Source organism: Mucilaginibacter litoreus (assembly GCF_042676805.1).
GTDB lineage: Bacteria > Bacteroidota > Bacteroidia > Sphingobacteriales > Sphingobacteriaceae > Mucilaginibacter > Mucilaginibacter litoreus.
On sequence record NZ_JBHTHZ010000005.1, the window covers coordinates 516,712 to 532,054 of the forward strand.

At 40.7% G+C, this 15,343-nt stretch carries 15 protein-coding genes; 7 read left to right on the top strand and 8 right to left on the bottom strand.

The features are described from left to right. Window positions 1-2: 2 nt before the first annotated feature. The 3 genes from ACFQZX_RS10380 to ribD are packed head-to-tail and all read right to left on the bottom strand — an operon-like array spanning window position 3 to window position 2,559. Window positions 3-617: an IMPACT family protein gene (locus ACFQZX_RS10380; protein WP_377114715.1), complete on the bottom strand. Its 615-nt coding sequence runs from the start codon at window positions 615-617 to the stop codon at window positions 3-5. Between the two features lie 8 nt (window positions 618-625). Further along, complete coding sequence (locus tag ACFQZX_RS10385; protein WP_377114718.1) at window positions 626-1,495, bottom strand: EamA/RhaT family transporter; 870 nt, start codon at window positions 1,493-1,495, stop codon at window positions 626-628. An 11-nt stretch (window positions 1,496-1,506) separates the two neighbouring features. Beyond that, complete coding sequence (ribD, locus tag ACFQZX_RS10390) at window positions 1,507-2,559, bottom strand: bifunctional diaminohydroxyphosphoribosylaminopyrimidine deaminase/5-amino-6-(5-phosphoribosylamino)uracil reductase RibD (protein ID WP_377114721.1); 1,053 nt, start codon at window positions 2,557-2,559, stop codon at window positions 1,507-1,509. A 33-nt stretch (window positions 2,560-2,592) separates the two neighbouring features. Between ribD and prmC the strand changes: the two genes are divergently transcribed. Further along, complete coding sequence (gene prmC, locus ACFQZX_RS10395) at window positions 2,593-3,474, top strand: peptide chain release factor N(5)-glutamine methyltransferase (RefSeq protein ID WP_377114723.1); 882 nt, start codon at window positions 2,593-2,595, stop codon at window positions 3,472-3,474. Here the strand turns inward: prmC and ACFQZX_RS10400 are convergent. Further along, window positions 3,471-4,376, bottom strand: a complete 906-nt coding sequence (locus tag ACFQZX_RS10400) for a site-specific tyrosine recombinase (protein ID WP_377114726.1) — start codon at window positions 4,374-4,376, stop codon at window positions 3,471-3,473. The genes prmC and ACFQZX_RS10400 overlap by 4 nt on opposite strands. Before the next feature lie 40 nt (window positions 4,377-4,416). On the opposite strand from ACFQZX_RS10400, the gene aroQ reads away from it, so the two are divergent. Further along, window positions 4,417-4,845 (top strand): type II 3-dehydroquinate dehydratase, encoded by a 429-nt coding sequence (gene aroQ / locus ACFQZX_RS10405; protein ID WP_377114729.1) that lies wholly within the window; start codon window positions 4,417-4,419, stop codon window positions 4,843-4,845. Window positions 4,846-4,961: 116 nt separating this feature from the next. Continuing rightward, window positions 4,962-7,436 (top strand): mechanosensitive ion channel family protein, encoded by a 2,475-nt coding sequence (locus ACFQZX_RS10410; RefSeq protein WP_377114732.1) that lies wholly within the window; start codon window positions 4,962-4,964, stop codon window positions 7,434-7,436. Here ACFQZX_RS10410 and ACFQZX_RS10415 read toward each other — a convergent pair whose 3' ends face one another. The 3 genes from ACFQZX_RS10415 to ACFQZX_RS10425 are packed head-to-tail and all read right to left on the bottom strand — an operon-like array spanning window position 7,437 to window position 11,239. Beyond that, on the bottom strand, window positions 7,437-8,504 hold the full coding sequence (locus tag ACFQZX_RS10415) for an SGNH/GDSL hydrolase family protein (protein ID WP_377114735.1): 1,068 nt from the start codon (window positions 8,502-8,504) through the stop codon (window positions 7,437-7,439). It lies immediately after the preceding gene. A 13-nt stretch (window positions 8,505-8,517) separates the two neighbouring features. Further along, complete coding sequence (locus ACFQZX_RS10420) at window positions 8,518-10,878, bottom strand: endonuclease MutS2 (protein WP_377114738.1); 2,361 nt, start codon at window positions 10,876-10,878, stop codon at window positions 8,518-8,520. Further along, window positions 10,859-11,239, bottom strand: a complete 381-nt coding sequence (locus ACFQZX_RS10425; protein WP_377114740.1) for a DUF4296 domain-containing protein — start codon at window positions 11,237-11,239, stop codon at window positions 10,859-10,861. The genes ACFQZX_RS10420 and ACFQZX_RS10425 overlap by 20 nt, the downstream gene beginning before the upstream one ends. A gap of 41 nt (window positions 11,240-11,280) precedes the next feature. On the opposite strand from ACFQZX_RS10425, the gene ACFQZX_RS10430 reads away from it, so the two are divergent. The 4 genes from ACFQZX_RS10430 (at window position 11,281) to ACFQZX_RS10445 (ending at window position 14,592) form a co-directional block, all read left to right on the top strand. Next, window positions 11,281-11,961, top strand: coding sequence for a YggS family pyridoxal phosphate-dependent enzyme (locus tag ACFQZX_RS10430; RefSeq protein ID WP_377114743.1), 681 nt, complete (start codon window positions 11,281-11,283; stop codon window positions 11,959-11,961). 145 nt (window positions 11,962-12,106) lie between these two features. Then, complete coding sequence (locus ACFQZX_RS10435) at window positions 12,107-12,526, top strand: GNAT family N-acetyltransferase (protein WP_377115328.1); 420 nt, start codon at window positions 12,107-12,109, stop codon at window positions 12,524-12,526. Next, window positions 12,523-13,335: a DUF3298 and DUF4163 domain-containing protein gene (locus ACFQZX_RS10440; protein ID WP_377114745.1), complete on the top strand. Its 813-nt coding sequence runs from the start codon at window positions 12,523-12,525 to the stop codon at window positions 13,333-13,335. Before ACFQZX_RS10435 ends, ACFQZX_RS10440 begins: the two co-directional genes overlap by 4 nt. Next, window positions 13,336-14,592, top strand: a complete 1,257-nt coding sequence (locus ACFQZX_RS10445) for an aspartate kinase (protein ID WP_377114748.1) — start codon at window positions 13,336-13,338, stop codon at window positions 14,590-14,592. 11 nt (window positions 14,593-14,603) lie between these two features. Here the strand turns inward: ACFQZX_RS10445 and ACFQZX_RS10450 are convergent, their stop codons facing one another. Then, a complete protein-coding gene (locus ACFQZX_RS10450; protein ID WP_377114751.1) occupies window positions 14,604-15,317 on the bottom strand; it encodes a DUF92 domain-containing protein in 714 nt (237 codons plus the stop codon). Window positions 15,318-15,343: the final 26 nt, after the last annotated feature.

Here is a 15,343-nt window from a genome sequence, read left to right on the forward strand (position 1 = left end):
TTTTATCCGCTATAATCATATTGCAATTTAACGCCGGCAACCTTGCTCATTTTACTAATTACTACCTCAACCTGTGTTTTACGAACCGAAAATTGAATAGAACAATTAAGTTCGGAATGCTGGGCTAACACCTGCAATTGCTCATCCTTGATAATCCGCATTATATCATTCATCTGCGAATAATCGAAAGTAATCGTATAGATATCATTAACGGTTTTTTCTATAATCTTTGCTTCGCTCAAAGCCATTTCCGTGGCGGTTTTGTAAGCATTGATCAACCCGGGTACACCAAGCAATGTACCACCGAAGTACCGCACAACTACTACCAGAATGTTGGTGATATCTTTAGACAAAAGAGTATTCAAAATTGGCCTGCCTGCTGTACCAGATGGTTCGCCATCGTCGTTAACCCGGTAAACCGACCTGTCGATACCTAACCTTATGGCCCAGCAATGATGATTAGCTTTTGGATGCTCCGCTTTTAACTTACTAACAAGGGGCTTAACATCATTATCGTTGTTTATAGGGTAAGCAAAAGCCAGAAACTTACTGCCTCTATCGCGAAATATAGCCTCCGTAGGCGCGTAAATAGTTTTATAAGTGTCGTCGAACAGCATTTATCACTTTAAGTATTAACGATGGTGATCATGATTATGGAAATTATGGCAAAACCCAAACCCACCTTATTTAGGGTACTTAGCCGTTCATGAAAAACAACCAGACCAACCACCGCCCCTAAAGTTATTACACCTATATTCATTGCAGAGAAAACAAGTGACGGACTGGTTGACAAGGCCTTATGCGCTTTCAGATAAAACAAAATATTCCCAAAATTAGCAACACCCAATATCCAGCCAAACATGATATGTGCCCAATGTATCCGCGTTTGCCTCCTGAACACTTTTACTAACAGACTTATAAAAGCTATTAAAAACGATAACAAATAGATAAAAAACAATGATGTAGTATAAGGCACAGCGGTAAATGCAGCAACGTTTTTAAATAAAATATCTATTGCCCCAAAGCCGACAAATACAAAAAGTAAATAAACCCAGGCGTTACTTAGTACTTTTCGGTTAGCTGTCTTTTTTTGCCATGGTATAGAGCACAGTATGGCTGCAAATCCCACAATAAAGCATGCTAACCTGGCCAAGCTAAAGTTATCTCCAAAGAGGAGAAACGCTGCTAACAGTGATATAAAAAGCGATAGTCTTTGGGCCACATCAGTCCTCACAATGCCGGCTACCCTTACGGATGCGGCCATAATCCAAAAAACCAGCGGTAATAAAATACCTACGGAAATGTAAACACCAACAGGAGCCAGTTTAAAATCAAATGTTTTTAGATCCGGCTTGAAAAAAAACCACGTGAGCAGTATGGCCATGGAATAATTCCAGGTGATGGCCTGAAATATGTCTATGCTGTAACGTCGTGCTAATTTCAGTAATACCGAAACAATAACGCTGCAACAAACACTTAAAAAAACGTATAACATCTAACTAAAGGTTATTTTGGTTGATTGGTAAATATCTGTAAAATATCATCACCAACCTGATAACTTCCGACTTTATTACCACTTAATGACGGTGACTTTATACCTTGTTGCAGTGTACCAGCACCGGTGAAAATGCGTGCCTCGTCCCACAAGCCGGCTTCAATAAATGCCGTTAAAGTTTTAGCACCTCCCTCAATTATAACAGACTGTATATCTTGTAAATAAAGCTGGTACATAATATACTGCGGCACATAATTATCAAAGTCTTCCAACTGGATGTATTTGATATTACCTACAACATCAAATTGATGTTCGTTAAATACAAATGTCTCAACTGTCTGGTCGAAAATATTTAAATCCGGGCCAAGCTCTAACCTGCGGTCTATCACTATCCGCTTTGGTGACTTACCTTTTGTGTAACGCACATTGAGCTGTGGATCATCAGCAAGTACCGTGTTTTTACCTACCAGTATGGCATCTTCTTCAGCGCGCCACTGATGTACCAGCGTGCGGCTTTCAATGCCGGTTATCCAGTGTTGAGATCCATCTGCAGGCGCAAAAAAACCATCGGCTGTTTGCGCCCATTTTAATATGATATAAGGCCTGTGCTGCTGCACACGTGTAAAAAAGCGCCGGTTCAGGCTTCGGCATTCATCTTCAAGTATATCAACAGTTACATTAATGCCGGCAGCCTGAAGCTTTTCAATCCCCTTGCCATCTACATGCGGGAAAGGATCGCGGCAGCCAACCACTACATTGGGTATTTGATGTTTGATGATAAGGTCGGCGCATGGCGGCGTCTTTCCATAGTGTGCGCAGGGTTCAAGAGAAACATAAATAGTAGATTTCTTTAACAGATCAAATGCATTAATATATCTGTCTGTCACTATTTTAACAGCGTTTACCTCAGCGTGTGCTTCACCATATTGTTGATGATAGCCTTCGCCTATTATTTGATCCTCATGTACAATTACAGCCCCTACCATAGGGTTTGGGCTCACGCGCCCTGCTCCCAGTATAGCCAGGTCCAAGCAGCGCTGCATATATATTTCTGCTGATGCCATTGCGCAAAAGTAGCTTTTATGTTACTTTGTTGTATGAAAACTATTAAGGATGTGTTCCTGTCCTTTAAAGATGCTTTGAATAAATTGTATGACTTCCACGAAATTGAGGCTATTACCCTGCTTGTATTAGAAGAAATTACTGGTTTTTCCCGTGCAAAAATTAAGGCGTTTACAAATGATGATCTGCCTGCCGACGCATCTGAAAAGTTAGATGGTATACTTGCCGACCTTAAAACCGGCAAGCCGGTACAGTATGTTTTAGGAACCGCAGAATTTTATGGTTTAAGTTTTTTTGTTAATCCTGCTACATTGATACCGCGACCGGAGACAGAAGAACTGGTTGAGTGGATCCTGAAATCCGCAGCGGATAGCAGAGAGCCCGAAACCGGAAACTTAAATATTTTGGATATAGGGACAGGTAGCGGTTGCATAGCCATCGCTTTGAAAAAAAACCTGCCGAACGCCGCAGTCACTGCTATTGACATATCCGAAGATGCCCTGCAAACCGCCAAAAAAAATGCTGTGATAAATGAAACCGACATAAAGTTTAACAATGTCGACATACTGAATAAAGCTACTCACAACTCATTCCCCACTACTCACTTCAACATTATTGTGAGCAACCCTCCATACGTCACCCTTAAAGATAAGTTGCAAATGCACATCAATGTAAACAATTTTGAACCACATACTGCACTATTCGTCCCCGAGAATGATCCGCTTATATTTTATAAAGCCATAACTAATTTTGCTGCTGAAAAATTAATACCCGGCGGATTATTATTCTTTGAGATAAACGAAGCCTTTGGTAAAGAAACAGTTGACCTTTTAAAGGATAAATCATTTATAAACATCGAATTAAGGCAAGACATGAGCGGACGCGACCGGATGGTGAAAGCTGTGAAACCGTATTAACTTCGGGGGTGAAATTCGATGATCGTACTTTTTAAAAATTCTTTGTCCAGATGAGTATAAATTTCAGTAGTGGTGATGCTTTCATGCCCAAGCATTTCCTGTACAGCGCGCAAATCCGCCCCTCCCTCAACCAAATGGGTTGCAAACGAATGCCTGAAAGTATGCGGACTGACTATTTTTTTTAACCCGGCCAGGGCGGCAAGTTCTTTTATCAGCATAAAAACATACACCCTGGTAAGGCGCTTGCCCCGCCTGTTTAAAAACACAAAATCTTCTTCTCCCCGTTGTATCGGGCTATGCACTCGTATCATTTCTGTCCATATCTTCAAAGCTTTGATGGCTTCGCTACCAATAGGTACAAGTCGTTCTTTATTGCCTTTACCGGTTACCTTGATAAACTCGTCTCCGTTATCAAGAGAAAGATTGGATAAGCGCAGTTCTGTAAGTTCTGATACACGCAGTCCGCAACCATACAAAACCTCCAGCATAGCCTTGTTTCTGCCACCCTCGGGTTTAGATAGGTCAATTGCAGCTATTATTTTATTAATATCCACAATACTTAATGTGTCAGGCAGTTTACGCCTGATTTTTGGCATTTCCAAAAGCTCGGAAGGATCGGCCGGTATGATGTCGTCCAAAAGCATATACCGGTAAAAGGCTTTAACACCCGATAGTACCCTTGATTGCGTAGAAGGTATCATCCCTAACTCACTCAACCAGGTTATAAACCCACGAAGATCATCAAGGTCCATTTTATCCGGCTGTTTATCTGCTTTTTCGGAAGAAGCGTATTGTTGCAGTTTGCCAATATCCCTGCTATATGCTTCCACAGAATTATCGGCAAGCGATCTTTCCAGCTTTAGATAAGTTTTAAATCCTTTTATTGCCGATGGCCAATCCAATTGATTTTACTTTTAATGTTTTATACCTAAGTTTGGGCAAATGAATATACAGATCATAAACGGCCCGAATTTAAACCTGCTTGGCGTGCGCGAAAAATCAATTTATGGCAGCGCTGACTTTGAAAGTTACCTTGCTGATTTACAACAACATTTTACTGACATCAATATCAGTTATTATCAGAGTAACGTTGAAGGCGAAATTATAAATAAACTGCATGAAATCGGCTTTATTTATGATGGCATAGTTTTAAATGCCGGTGCATACACTCATACGTCCATTGCTATTGCAGATGCTATTGCAGCTATTAATACACCGGTGATTGAGGTACATGTTTCAAACGTGTATAAACGTGAGGAATTCCGTCATCACTCCATGCTGGCAGCCAGTTGCAAGGGTGTTATTACCGGATTTGGTTTAAATTCATATCGGTTAGGCATTGAAAGCTTTTTATTAAATATTAACTCTTAATGAAGGAAATCTGCCATTAAATTTTTAAGGTTAATCAAAGAAGTTTTTTTAAATCATTTAAACAAACATAAACTATCAATTTTTCGTTTAATTGCGAATTCTACGGAAATAAAATAATGAATAAAGTATTTAAGATAGCCTCACTTATTTTAATCCTAGTTACTTTATTTACAGTCGATTTATCTGCGCAAAGACGAAAGCCACAATCTGTAAAAGATTCACTCCGCCGCGCCATTTTGCGTCGCGACTCCATGTTGCGCACCTTTAAACGGTCGGATACATCTATTAACAACCTATTACAAAAAATCGAGTATTATACTTCGTCATTCAACCAGATAAAGACCAATCTGTCGCGTAACATTGATACCACTGATATCAGCCTGCAGCTACCAACCTTCGAGAAGCGTATAGGCCTGATAAAAACGCTTATCGACAATGATAAATCGAGCACACTAAGGTACTTGTATGCCATACGGGATATACTTACCCGTAGTGACGATCAGATGGACATATGGCAGGAACGCCTTACAGACATCAACTCCAAGCTTATCCAAAATCAAAATGAGCTTGCCTCGATGCATAAAGATCAAACGCTAAAGATAGTACCGGCTGATAGCAGCCTTTTAAATACTTATCTCACCCAAAAAATAGCGCTTGAAAACCGGTACACCAAACTTGATACCACCAATAAAAAGCTGTTGCTTAAAGTAGGTTTATTACAAAATCGAATTTCAACGGTTTATATTTCCCTGCTTGATCTTAAGGATCAGATCGACCTGAAAATACGTGAATTCAGCCTGCAAGCCCTTGGCGAAGAGAATAACAGCATTTGGGAACCTAATACAACCCATACAAATTTTTCTGCCGCGTTACGTAAAACGGTAAGCATGAATATTAAGCTGCTTACTTTTTTTATTGCCCGTGCCACCATGATACATTTTGCGGGATTAGTATTATTGGTATTATTTTTTGCCTGGATTTATAATAACAAAAGAAAAATTGAGCGATTGAAAGATGTGCCGGAAAACATTTTTGATCAGGCAAAGTATGTTGCCTTCTATCCTATCGCATCATCACTAATAGTGGCTTTGGCTATTGTTCCTAATTTTTATGATCACCCGCCTGTAGTTGTGCTTGAGATTTTTTTTATAGGGCTTATTTTTTCATTGCTATATGTTGTAAAAAAAACCTGTCCACGTGGTTTATATCAGTATCTTTTATCATTAACATTGATAACCATTGTTTACAGCATAAGTAATCTGTTTGTCGAGGTATCCTACACCGATCGTGTAATTGTTCTTTTAGCCGCTCTTTTCTCAACCATTCTCAGCATAAAATTTTACCGTCAGGTTAAAACCAATTCTACTTATTATCTGCCTTATACTAAATTAGTGCTCAGGGTTTTTATTATTCTGCAGGGAGCCGCTTTCTTGTTTAACGTATTCGGCAGGGTGAGCCTTTCAAAAATTGTAGGTGTCACCGCCATTTATAATTTATGGCTGGCCTTAGGTATGTATTACTTGGTACAGATCTTTATGCAAAGCCTGTTTATGCAGTTAGAAACCACGAAATCTAACAACAGTATAAGCTCATACATTGATTTTAAATTACTGCAGCATAAATTCAGAAGCTTTTTAACGGTAATTGCCGTGGTTTTATGGTTGGTAATGCTATTTCAAAACCTGAGCGTTGAGGATGCGGTTTTCGACAGCCTTGAAAAATTCCTGACAACAACGCGCAGTTTAGGCGGCGCTAACACCCAGTTCACATTCCAAAGCGTTATCATTTTTATAGCGGTTATCTGGTTATCATCTATTGTTGCACGGATTATAAGTTACCTGTATGATGTTGCCGGTAGAAACAGCACTGAGATGGACCTGCTGAAAAAGAAAAACCGTACATCCACATTACTGATAAAGCTTGCTGTATTTGCCATTGGTTTCTTTTTGGCAGTTGCGGCATCCGGGTTTCCTTTGGATAAAATTACCATCATTATCAGTGCGTTTGGTATAGGCATTGGTTTTGGCATGCAAAATATTGTAAATAACCTGGTATCAGGATTAATACTCGCCTTTGAAAAGCCTGTACAAATAGGCGATATTATTGAAGTAAATAACCGATCAGGTACAATCATGGAGATTGGTATACGCTCAAGCAAAATTGCTACTTCTGATGGCGCCGAGGTTATTGTACCTAACGGCGACCTGATATCTCAACATGTGATCAACTGGACACTGAGCAATACCAACCGCCGCGTTGAGCTGATCGTAGGCGTTGCCTATGGCTCTGATATTGACAAGGTAAAAGGCATACTGACTGATCTTTTATCATCACGGGATGACATAATGAATAACCCGGCACCGCTGGTATTTGTACACAACCTCAGCGAAAGCTCGGTAGACTTCAGGCTGTTGTTTTGGGCTGCAGAAATTGGAACATGGCTCTCGCTGAAAAGCAGTGTATTAACAGATATTTATCTGGCTTTCGCCAAAGAAGGTATAGAAATACCTTTCCCTCAGCGTGATTTAAATTTGCGGATAACCAGTGAGCAAGCCGAACTGCTTAAGCTACAAAAGAAAGATCAGGTATAATCACCAACCTGTTTTCTGCTTAATAAAACCTATAAGGTTATTCGCCATGGCCTGCTGCTCTTTTACGCTTGGATGCCCAGGTGTGTTCTTATATGGAAATATGTGCGTATAGATATTTTTATCATGCAGGCCGGCCACAGCTTGCTGAATGTAACCCGGCCAGGGAGATCCTGGTTTTGTGGCATCCATTGCGCCTAAAGCACAAATAATTTTAGCTTTGGGATATTTTGCCCTGATGTTATTAACCAGTTGCTGATAATGGCTGATAATAAATTCCGGCGTTGGCGGCGTAGTACCAAACAGCTTTTTAAACTGCTCCTGCTCTTTATTCTTGGTAAGCCATGAGTCGTTTTGAAAGAGGTTGATCACAACCAGTTCGGGGGTGTATTTTGAAAAATCCCACCTGGCGGTATCATGGGCATAGGCACGGTCATAAATATCGGCCATTACATAATCAAACCAACTGATAACAACCCCTATCCCACTTTTTGAGATGCAGCGCATATCTGCGTTAAAATATCTTGCAGTTACATTGGCATAACTTGCATAACCATTCTCATAGTCGTTATCCCCCCGGTCCTTACCTGTTGTATCCTCATCAGCCATGCCGCAGGTTATAGAGTCGCCATAGTATTCAATTTTGTGTTTATATACCGGTGAGGCAAGCAATTTGCCGTTAAGGTTAAAACCGTAAAACCAGGTACGCCCCCAGTCATATTCAGTACGTTTAAACAACTCCAGTTTATGAGTGCCCGCTCGTAAATCTGAAACTAATTCATACTCCTTCTTCCCTTTTGATAGCTTAATAACCCTGGCAACTTTTCCATCAACCACAATATTATAGTAATTGAGGCCAAGTTCATCGTTCAAGGTGGCCCTGGCAGCAGTGCCAATGAAATTAATAATGACTGATGCGCCCGTCCAGGACAATTCCGCGGCACTATCTCTCATTGGTATACGCCCCATGTAAAATATTTTACTGTTATTAAAGGCGATGGTATTTTGCGAGAAAGCTTTATCGGCAGCTAATACAAAAAATGCAAGTAGTATAAATTTAAGTTCCTTCATAGATAGGTTTAGGTTACTTTAAATGAACATAGGTAATACCATCGCCTCCACGGTCCGGGTGCTCATCTTCCATACGTTCAACCTGGTCGTACTTTTTCAAATATTGACGTATCATTTTACGCAATATACCATCCCCTTTGCCATGAATGATCTTCAGGTTTCCAAAGCCCATCATTAAAGCCCTGTCAAAAAGCTTTTCAATTGAGTGCAGCGCATCTTCCGTACGCATACCACGTACATCAATCTCCGGACTAAAATTGGCCAGATCGCCGGTTTGGTTGTTACTGCGCCTTATTTCTTTAGGGACCGAGGCTTTAGACACACGCTCCACCCTTTTCTTTTTAACAACGGTACGGAGGTCGCCCATTGCAATCACCACATTATCCTTTATTACTTCCATTACCTGGCCGGTAGTATCACCATCTATAAGCTTCACCCAGTCGCCGGCTTTTATCTCCTCATCCTGAATTGGTTGTTTTTTCGGAGCCTCAGGCTTAACGGTATTCTTCTTGATCTCGTTATTCAGGTTTTCGCGAAGGTTTTTGGTTACCTCTTTATCAGCATTACTACTTTTAATTTCGGCGATAGTATTTTCAACCAGTTTATTGGCGTTAAGAATAATGCTTTTAGCTTCCTGTTTAGCCTCTCGAAGCAGGTTTTTGCGGTTCTCGTCCAAAAAGGTTTTTAGCTCTTCATTCTCAGCCAACAACGTATTGACCCGGCGCTGCTGCTTGTCCAGCTTTTGTTTAGTATCAAATATCTCTTTCTTTTCGCGCTCAAGGTCTACCAATAAGCTGTCAACCTTTTTTTGCCCGGCGCTGATTTTGTTTTTTGCCAGGTTGAGCACATTTTGCGGCAAACCGATCTTTTGCGCAATTTCAAAAGCATAAGAGCTGCCTGGTTTGCCAACTTCTAAAATATAAAGCGGCTGCATCTCTGTATTGTTGAATAACATAGATGCGTTCTCTATACCTTCGGAATTACTGGCAAATATTTTAAGGTTAGAGTAATGCGTGGTTACCATGCCCCTCACCTTCTTATTATTGAGTGCCTCAAGTACAGCTTCGGCAATCGGGCCACCAAACTGAGGGTCGGTACCGGTGCCAAACTCATCTATCAAAATCAGTGTTTTGCCGTTACCATCTTCAACAAACTTTTTCATTTTGGATAAGTGCGCGCTGTAAGTACTCAAATCACTTTCGATGGATTGATCATCACCTATATCAACAAACATTTGTTTGAATACGCCTACAACACTATCAGCAGCAGCGGGTATCAGCAAACCGGCCTGTGCCATTATTTGCAGCAACCCAACCGTTTTCATACAAACGGATTTACCACCCGCATTTGGGCCTGATACAACGATGATCCGTGTACCTTCATCAACCGAAACGTTAAGCGGCACTACCTGCTTCTGTTCCTTTTTAAAGTTTAAAAACAGCAGCGGATGCCTTGCATTCAACAACCGAAATTTCGCCTCGTTAACCACCTTTGGCATTTCTGCTTCAATCTGTATAGCAAACAAAGCCTTGGCGCGTACAAAGTCAAGCTTGGTTAACAAACTGTGATAGGATAACAGCAAGGGCACATATGGCCTTAATTCTGCAGTTAAGGCTGTTAATATTTTAATGATCTCCCGGCGACGTTCAAACTCCAGGTCGCGGATAAGGTTGTTCAACGAAAAAACCTCTTCCGGCTCGATATAGACCGTTTGGCCCGAAGCAGATTCATCGTGCACAAAACCTTTCAGCTTCCGTTTGTTTTCGGCAAGCAAAGGTATACATAGCCTGCCATCACGAATGGTGAGCGATCCGTCGGCCGTCCAGTTATTGGCAGACGCCTGTTTAAATATCTGGTCAATCCTTTTACGGGCATCCTGCTCGGCACGTGCAATGCCCGAGGTTATATCCATCAGTTCGCGCGATGCGTCGGGCCGTATCCTGCCTTTTGCATCAATCACCTGATTTATCTTTTTCAGGATAGCTTTTTCTACCGGCAAATGCTCAAACAGCGCCTCCAAATTAGGGTAAACGCCCTGGCGCTGGTTAAAGTAGCCTATTACTGCAAATACAGTAGTAAGCGATGCCTGGATTTGGAAAAACTCTTCTTCAGATAAAAAAGCCCCTTCTAAGCGGGCTTTGTTAGCCAGTGTCTTAATATCGTAAAAGCTACTGATGGGTAAAGCTTCATCACTTTGAAGTATACTTTTAAACTCGTGGGCCTGGTGTAAAAATTTAGATATCAGGTCGAAGTTAATCATCACCTGTATCTTATCAACCATGTCCTGGCCCATTGTGCTTAAGCAATTTGCCCTGATGAGTTCTTTTATTTCAGTAAAGCCAAGTTTGTCTGCGCTATTGTTTGGGTACAGCATTTTGAATTTTCTTTTCCGGCACTTTGTTAACAGAATCTACTTTGGCTTTCAACACAACTTCTATCTTATCATACATCTGCTGTATCTTTTCGGGTTGTGCGCTGTAATATTCCAGGCTTTTTTTAAACTGGGTATCGTTAGTGTTGTATCTTTTAAATACGGCAACATACTTGTTGCGGCCATATTTATACAAGCTGTCTGGTATTTGCGGGACGGTTGCAATACTACCATCAACAACATGAATATCTGTTAACAACCTTATCATGGTTTGTTCTTCAATAATCCCGGTGGGTACTTTGTCGTTTTTGCAGGCAGTTAAATAAAGCAATACTGAAAAAAACAAGCCTATATATTTTTGCATTCTGTAATTTAGCGGCGTTTAATCAACAAATTTACGTATTAATGAGCATTGCAGATAATATCAATAGCTTAAAAAAAGAAACCGAACTTATAAATGTTACCCTGCTTGCAGTATCAAAAACCAAACCTGTAACGGATTTACAGGAAGCTTATGATGCAGGGCAGCGTTTATTTGGCGAAAACATGGTGCAGGAAATGGTTGAAAAGCAGGAACAACTGCCAGCCGATATCCAGTGGCATTTGATAGGCCATTTACAAACCAATAAGGTTAAGTACATTGCCCCTTTTGTCAGTATGATAGAATCTGTAGACAGCATTAAGCTTTTAAAAGAGATTGATAAGCATGCTGGCAAAAACAAAAGAGTGATTGATTGCCTGCTGCAGATTTATATAGCCGATGAAGAAACAAAGTTTGGTTTAGGTTTTGATGAAGCCATAGAGCTTTTAAGAAGCGAGGAATTTGCAGCCTTAAGAAACATCCGCATACGCGGGTTAATGGGTATAGCCACCAATACAGATAACGAAAAGCAGATAAAGGAAGAATACTACGAACTGAAAACCTTTTTTGATGGTATAAAGACAAGTTTTTTCAGAAAAGACGATTCTTTCGACACGCTATCTATGGGGATGTCTTCCGATTATAAAATAGCCATTGAGCAAGGGAGTAATTTGGTAAGGCTTGGCAGCACTATATTTGGCAGCAGGCCAAAGAAAAACGTTTAATTGTCTTAATCAGAATTTACAGGATTAAAGAATTTACAGAATTAGAATGAGTGAGGTAATAAACCCAATTAATCAAAAAATTTCCATTCAGGGTAATGAGGACTTTAACCTGCGTGTTGCAGTTAAGACCGACTGCCCGCGGCTGATGGAACTGGTGCACGAACTGGCCTTGTTTGAAAAAGCGCCTGAAGAAGTAACCGTATCACTTGAAGAATTTGAGGAAGCCGGTTTTGGCGCGAACCCGGTATGGAAAGCTTTTGTTGCAGAACATAATGGCGTAGTTGTTGCTTTTGCTTTGTATTATGTTCGTTATTCTACCTGGAAAGGCAGGCGTTTATACCTGGAGGATTTAATTGTTACCGAGGAATACCGAGGTAAGGGTATTGGCAAACTCCTCTTCGACCGCTTATTCCAGGAGGTACGCGAACTTGAGTTCAGCGGAATGGTTTGGCAGGTGCTCGACTGGAATGAGCCGGCCATTAAATTTTATCAAAAATATGGTGCTGCTATTGATGCCGGGTGGCTTAATGCATCGCTATCAAAAGAACAAGTTGCTAAACTATGAAAGAAAATCTAACCCCGTTTATCCTTTTAATCGCTTTGACTGTCAGTTCCTGCAATTGGGGATCAACACCCAAAAAAGACCCGCATAAAATATTTAATGACACACTTGCTTACAAGGTACAAACTGTTCATGAACGTGCTGCTGATTGCGGTGATAAACCGGATAGTACCTGTACAGCTGTAAATATAAAATACCCGGTATTTGAGGATCAGGCGGCACTTAACGATACCATCGTGAAAAAACTTACGGGCATGTTTATTATGGATGACAGCAAGCCGGACACAAGCATTTATGCCCAGGCTAAGAAGTTCATCAGATCATATGAAGATTTTAAAAAAACCGACCGCTCTTCTGCGATGTATTACACTTTAGACACCTATGCCAAAGTAATAACACAGGACTCTGCCCTTGTTACTTTAGAATATGGAGGTTACATTTTTCAAGGAGGCGCTCATGGCGCAAGTTTTACAGGTTTTATAAACTGGAACCCGAAAGCAAAGAAACCGTATTTGCTAAAAGATATTTTGAAAGAAGGCTCTTATACCGGCTTAACAAAGATAGCAGAGCGAATTTTTAGACATAATGAAAAATTAGCAGATACATCATCCCTGGCACGCGATTACTTTTTTAAGGATAATCAATTTGCTCTGAACAATAACTACTCTATTACACCCACCGGCTTAAGATTTGTTTACAATCAGTACGAAATAAAACCTTATGCAGCCGGTAAAACCGAACTGCTTGTTCCTTATTCAGAAATTAAAAATTTATTGCGGCCCGAATCAATAACTGCTCAATTCGTCAAATAAATGCTTGTATTTAAATTTGGAGGCGCATCTGTAAAGGATGCACCAGGTGTTATTAATCTGGGTAACGTAATAAGCGCTTACGCTGACAAAAAGTTAGTGATAATAGTTTCTGCAATGGGAAAAACAACTAACGCCCTTGAGAAGCTTACACGTGCCTATGTGAACGGCAGCGATGATATGAACGGTATTTTCGAAGAGATCAAGGCATACCACTACAATATTATAAAAGAGCTTTTTGGCGATAATCACCCTGTTTTTGACGAGGTGGCCAATACTTTTGTTGAGATAGACTGGATGATTGAGGATGAACCTCATGACGATTATGATTTCATTTATGATCAGATCGTATCTATCGGTGAACTTGTGTCTACCCGTATTGTAAACGCCTGGTTGAACCATCAGGGATTTGCCAGTAAATGGTTGGATGTTCGCGGATATATACATACCGATAACAGTTACCGGGAAGGTGTTGTTGATTGGGATAAGACCTGCAAAAGCATAACCGGCGATATTCCCTCATTTTTGGAAAGCAGCATTGTTGTGACCCAGGGTTTTTTAGGTGGAACATCTGAAAATTTCACCACTACATTAGGCCGTGAAGGCTCTGATTATACTGCCTCCATTTTTGCATCCTGCCTTGGTGCAGAATCGCTTACCACCTGGAAAGATGTGCCCGGCATATTGAATGCAGACCCCAAATTATTTGAAGATACCGTTAAATTTGATGAACTGAGTTACCAGGAAGCTATAGAGATGACCTACTATGGTGCAAGCGTTATACACCCTAAAACGTTAAAACCATTACAAAACGCCAATATTCCGTTATTAGTAAAGCCTTTTATGCACCCGGATGCTCCTGGAACCATAATTAAAGAAAACGCAGCGTATACTTTTACCAAGCCGGTAATTATAGTAAAAAACAACCAGGTGCTGCTATCTATATCAACAACAGATTATTCGTTTATATCAGAGAGCCACCTGAGTGAGATATTTGGCACTTTTGCTGCGCACCATGTAAAGGTAAATATGATGCAAACCTCAGCGCTTAGCTTTAGTATTTGCATTGATTACTCTTCGGAACGCTTCATGCCACTTTTTCAGGCGCTCAAAGCCACTTTTAGGGTTAAATATAATGATGAGCTTACATTAATAACTTTACGCCATTATACAGCGAATGCGGTGGAACAAATTACAGCAGGCAGGATGATCCTGATGAGGCAAACAAGCCGTAATACAGTACAGGTAGTGTTAAAGTGAGAGGATTAACACTATAAAATAATTAAAATGCAGCATATAATAACTGCCGTTAATGTGTTAAGCAGGTTAACGGCATTGTTATTTAAATGACCTTTACGCTCAAGTGCTGCACCTAAAACAGAATCGGCCAGATTGCCTGCTGTGCCGGCTAATATGATATCCAGCAGCATTGTATTCCAACCGTAGAAGAAAGCGTACGTAAGTGCTATCAATCCTGATCCGGTAATACCTATAATTGAACCTTCCAGGCTAATTACGCCATCCCGTCCCTTGGTATCCTGTTTCCAGCTAAGGATGTTGTAAAACCTGCTGCCGTATACTGTACCTAACTCAGAGGAAAGCGTATCGGCAGTAGCAGCAGATAAAGCTGCTGCTACCAGTACCCGGAATAGCATCGACATTTCAGGAAGACAATAGGCTGCCAATCCGCATAAAGAAGCTATACCTCCGTTGGCTAACACCTGCCAGGCATCCCTTATTTGCGGATGCCCTTCATCAGGATATTTTTTCTGTTGCTTTTTATGAGAAGTTGCCCAGGTAGACAATAAAAAATATACGGTCAGCAAGACGATGCCTGCAATGCCGGAACCTAAATATATCAGTACAGCTACAAGTACTCCCGTCAGCGCTCCAACCAAAGTTAGTTTTTGGGCTTTATAACTTAAAGATGCCGCCAGCAAAATAACAAGCAAAACAATGTTACCCGATGTCATGGCATCAAACATAACACATTTATGATACTGTTACCAGC

What these genes read in the sequence shown, in the direction of transcription:
- ACFQZX_RS10380 (WP_377114715.1), bottom strand. Translation starts at nt 617, where the DNA reads ATGCTGTTCGACGACACTTATAAAACTATTTACGCGCCTACGGAGGCT.
- ACFQZX_RS10385 (WP_377114718.1), bottom strand. Translation starts at nt 1,495, where the DNA reads ATGTTATACGTTTTTTTAAGTGTTTGTTGCAGCGTTATTGTTTCGGTA.
- ribD (WP_377114721.1), bottom strand. Translation starts at nt 2,559, where the DNA reads ATGGCATCAGCAGAAATATATATGCAGCGCTGCTTGGACCTGGCTATA.
- prmC (WP_377114723.1), top strand. Translation starts at nt 2,593, where the DNA reads ATGAAAACTATTAAGGATGTGTTCCTGTCCTTTAAAGATGCTTTGAAT.
- aroQ (WP_377114729.1), top strand. Translation starts at nt 4,417, where the DNA reads ATGAATATACAGATCATAAACGGCCCGAATTTAAACCTGCTTGGCGTG.
- ACFQZX_RS10410 (WP_377114732.1), top strand. Translation starts at nt 4,962, where the DNA reads ATGAATAAAGTATTTAAGATAGCCTCACTTATTTTAATCCTAGTTACT.
- ACFQZX_RS10415 (WP_377114735.1), bottom strand. Translation starts at nt 8,504, where the DNA reads ATGAAGGAACTTAAATTTATACTACTTGCATTTTTTGTATTAGCTGCC.
- ACFQZX_RS10420 (WP_377114738.1), bottom strand. Translation starts at nt 10,878, where the DNA reads ATGCTGTACCCAAACAATAGCGCAGACAAACTTGGCTTTACTGAAATA.
- ACFQZX_RS10425 (WP_377114740.1), bottom strand. Translation starts at nt 11,239, where the DNA reads ATGCAAAAATATATAGGCTTGTTTTTTTCAGTATTGCTTTATTTAACT.
- ACFQZX_RS10430 (WP_377114743.1), top strand. Translation starts at nt 11,281, where the DNA reads ATGAGCATTGCAGATAATATCAATAGCTTAAAAAAAGAAACCGAACTT.
- ACFQZX_RS10435 (WP_377115328.1), top strand. Translation starts at nt 12,107, where the DNA reads ATGGAACTGGTGCACGAACTGGCCTTGTTTGAAAAAGCGCCTGAAGAA.
- ACFQZX_RS10440 (WP_377114745.1), top strand. Translation starts at nt 12,523, where the DNA reads ATGAAAGAAAATCTAACCCCGTTTATCCTTTTAATCGCTTTGACTGTC.
- ACFQZX_RS10445 (WP_377114748.1), top strand. Translation starts at nt 13,336, where the DNA reads ATGCTTGTATTTAAATTTGGAGGCGCATCTGTAAAGGATGCACCAGGT.
- ACFQZX_RS10450 (WP_377114751.1), bottom strand. Translation starts at nt 15,317, where the DNA reads ATGTTTGATGCCATGACATCGGGTAACATTGTTTTGCTTGTTATTTTG.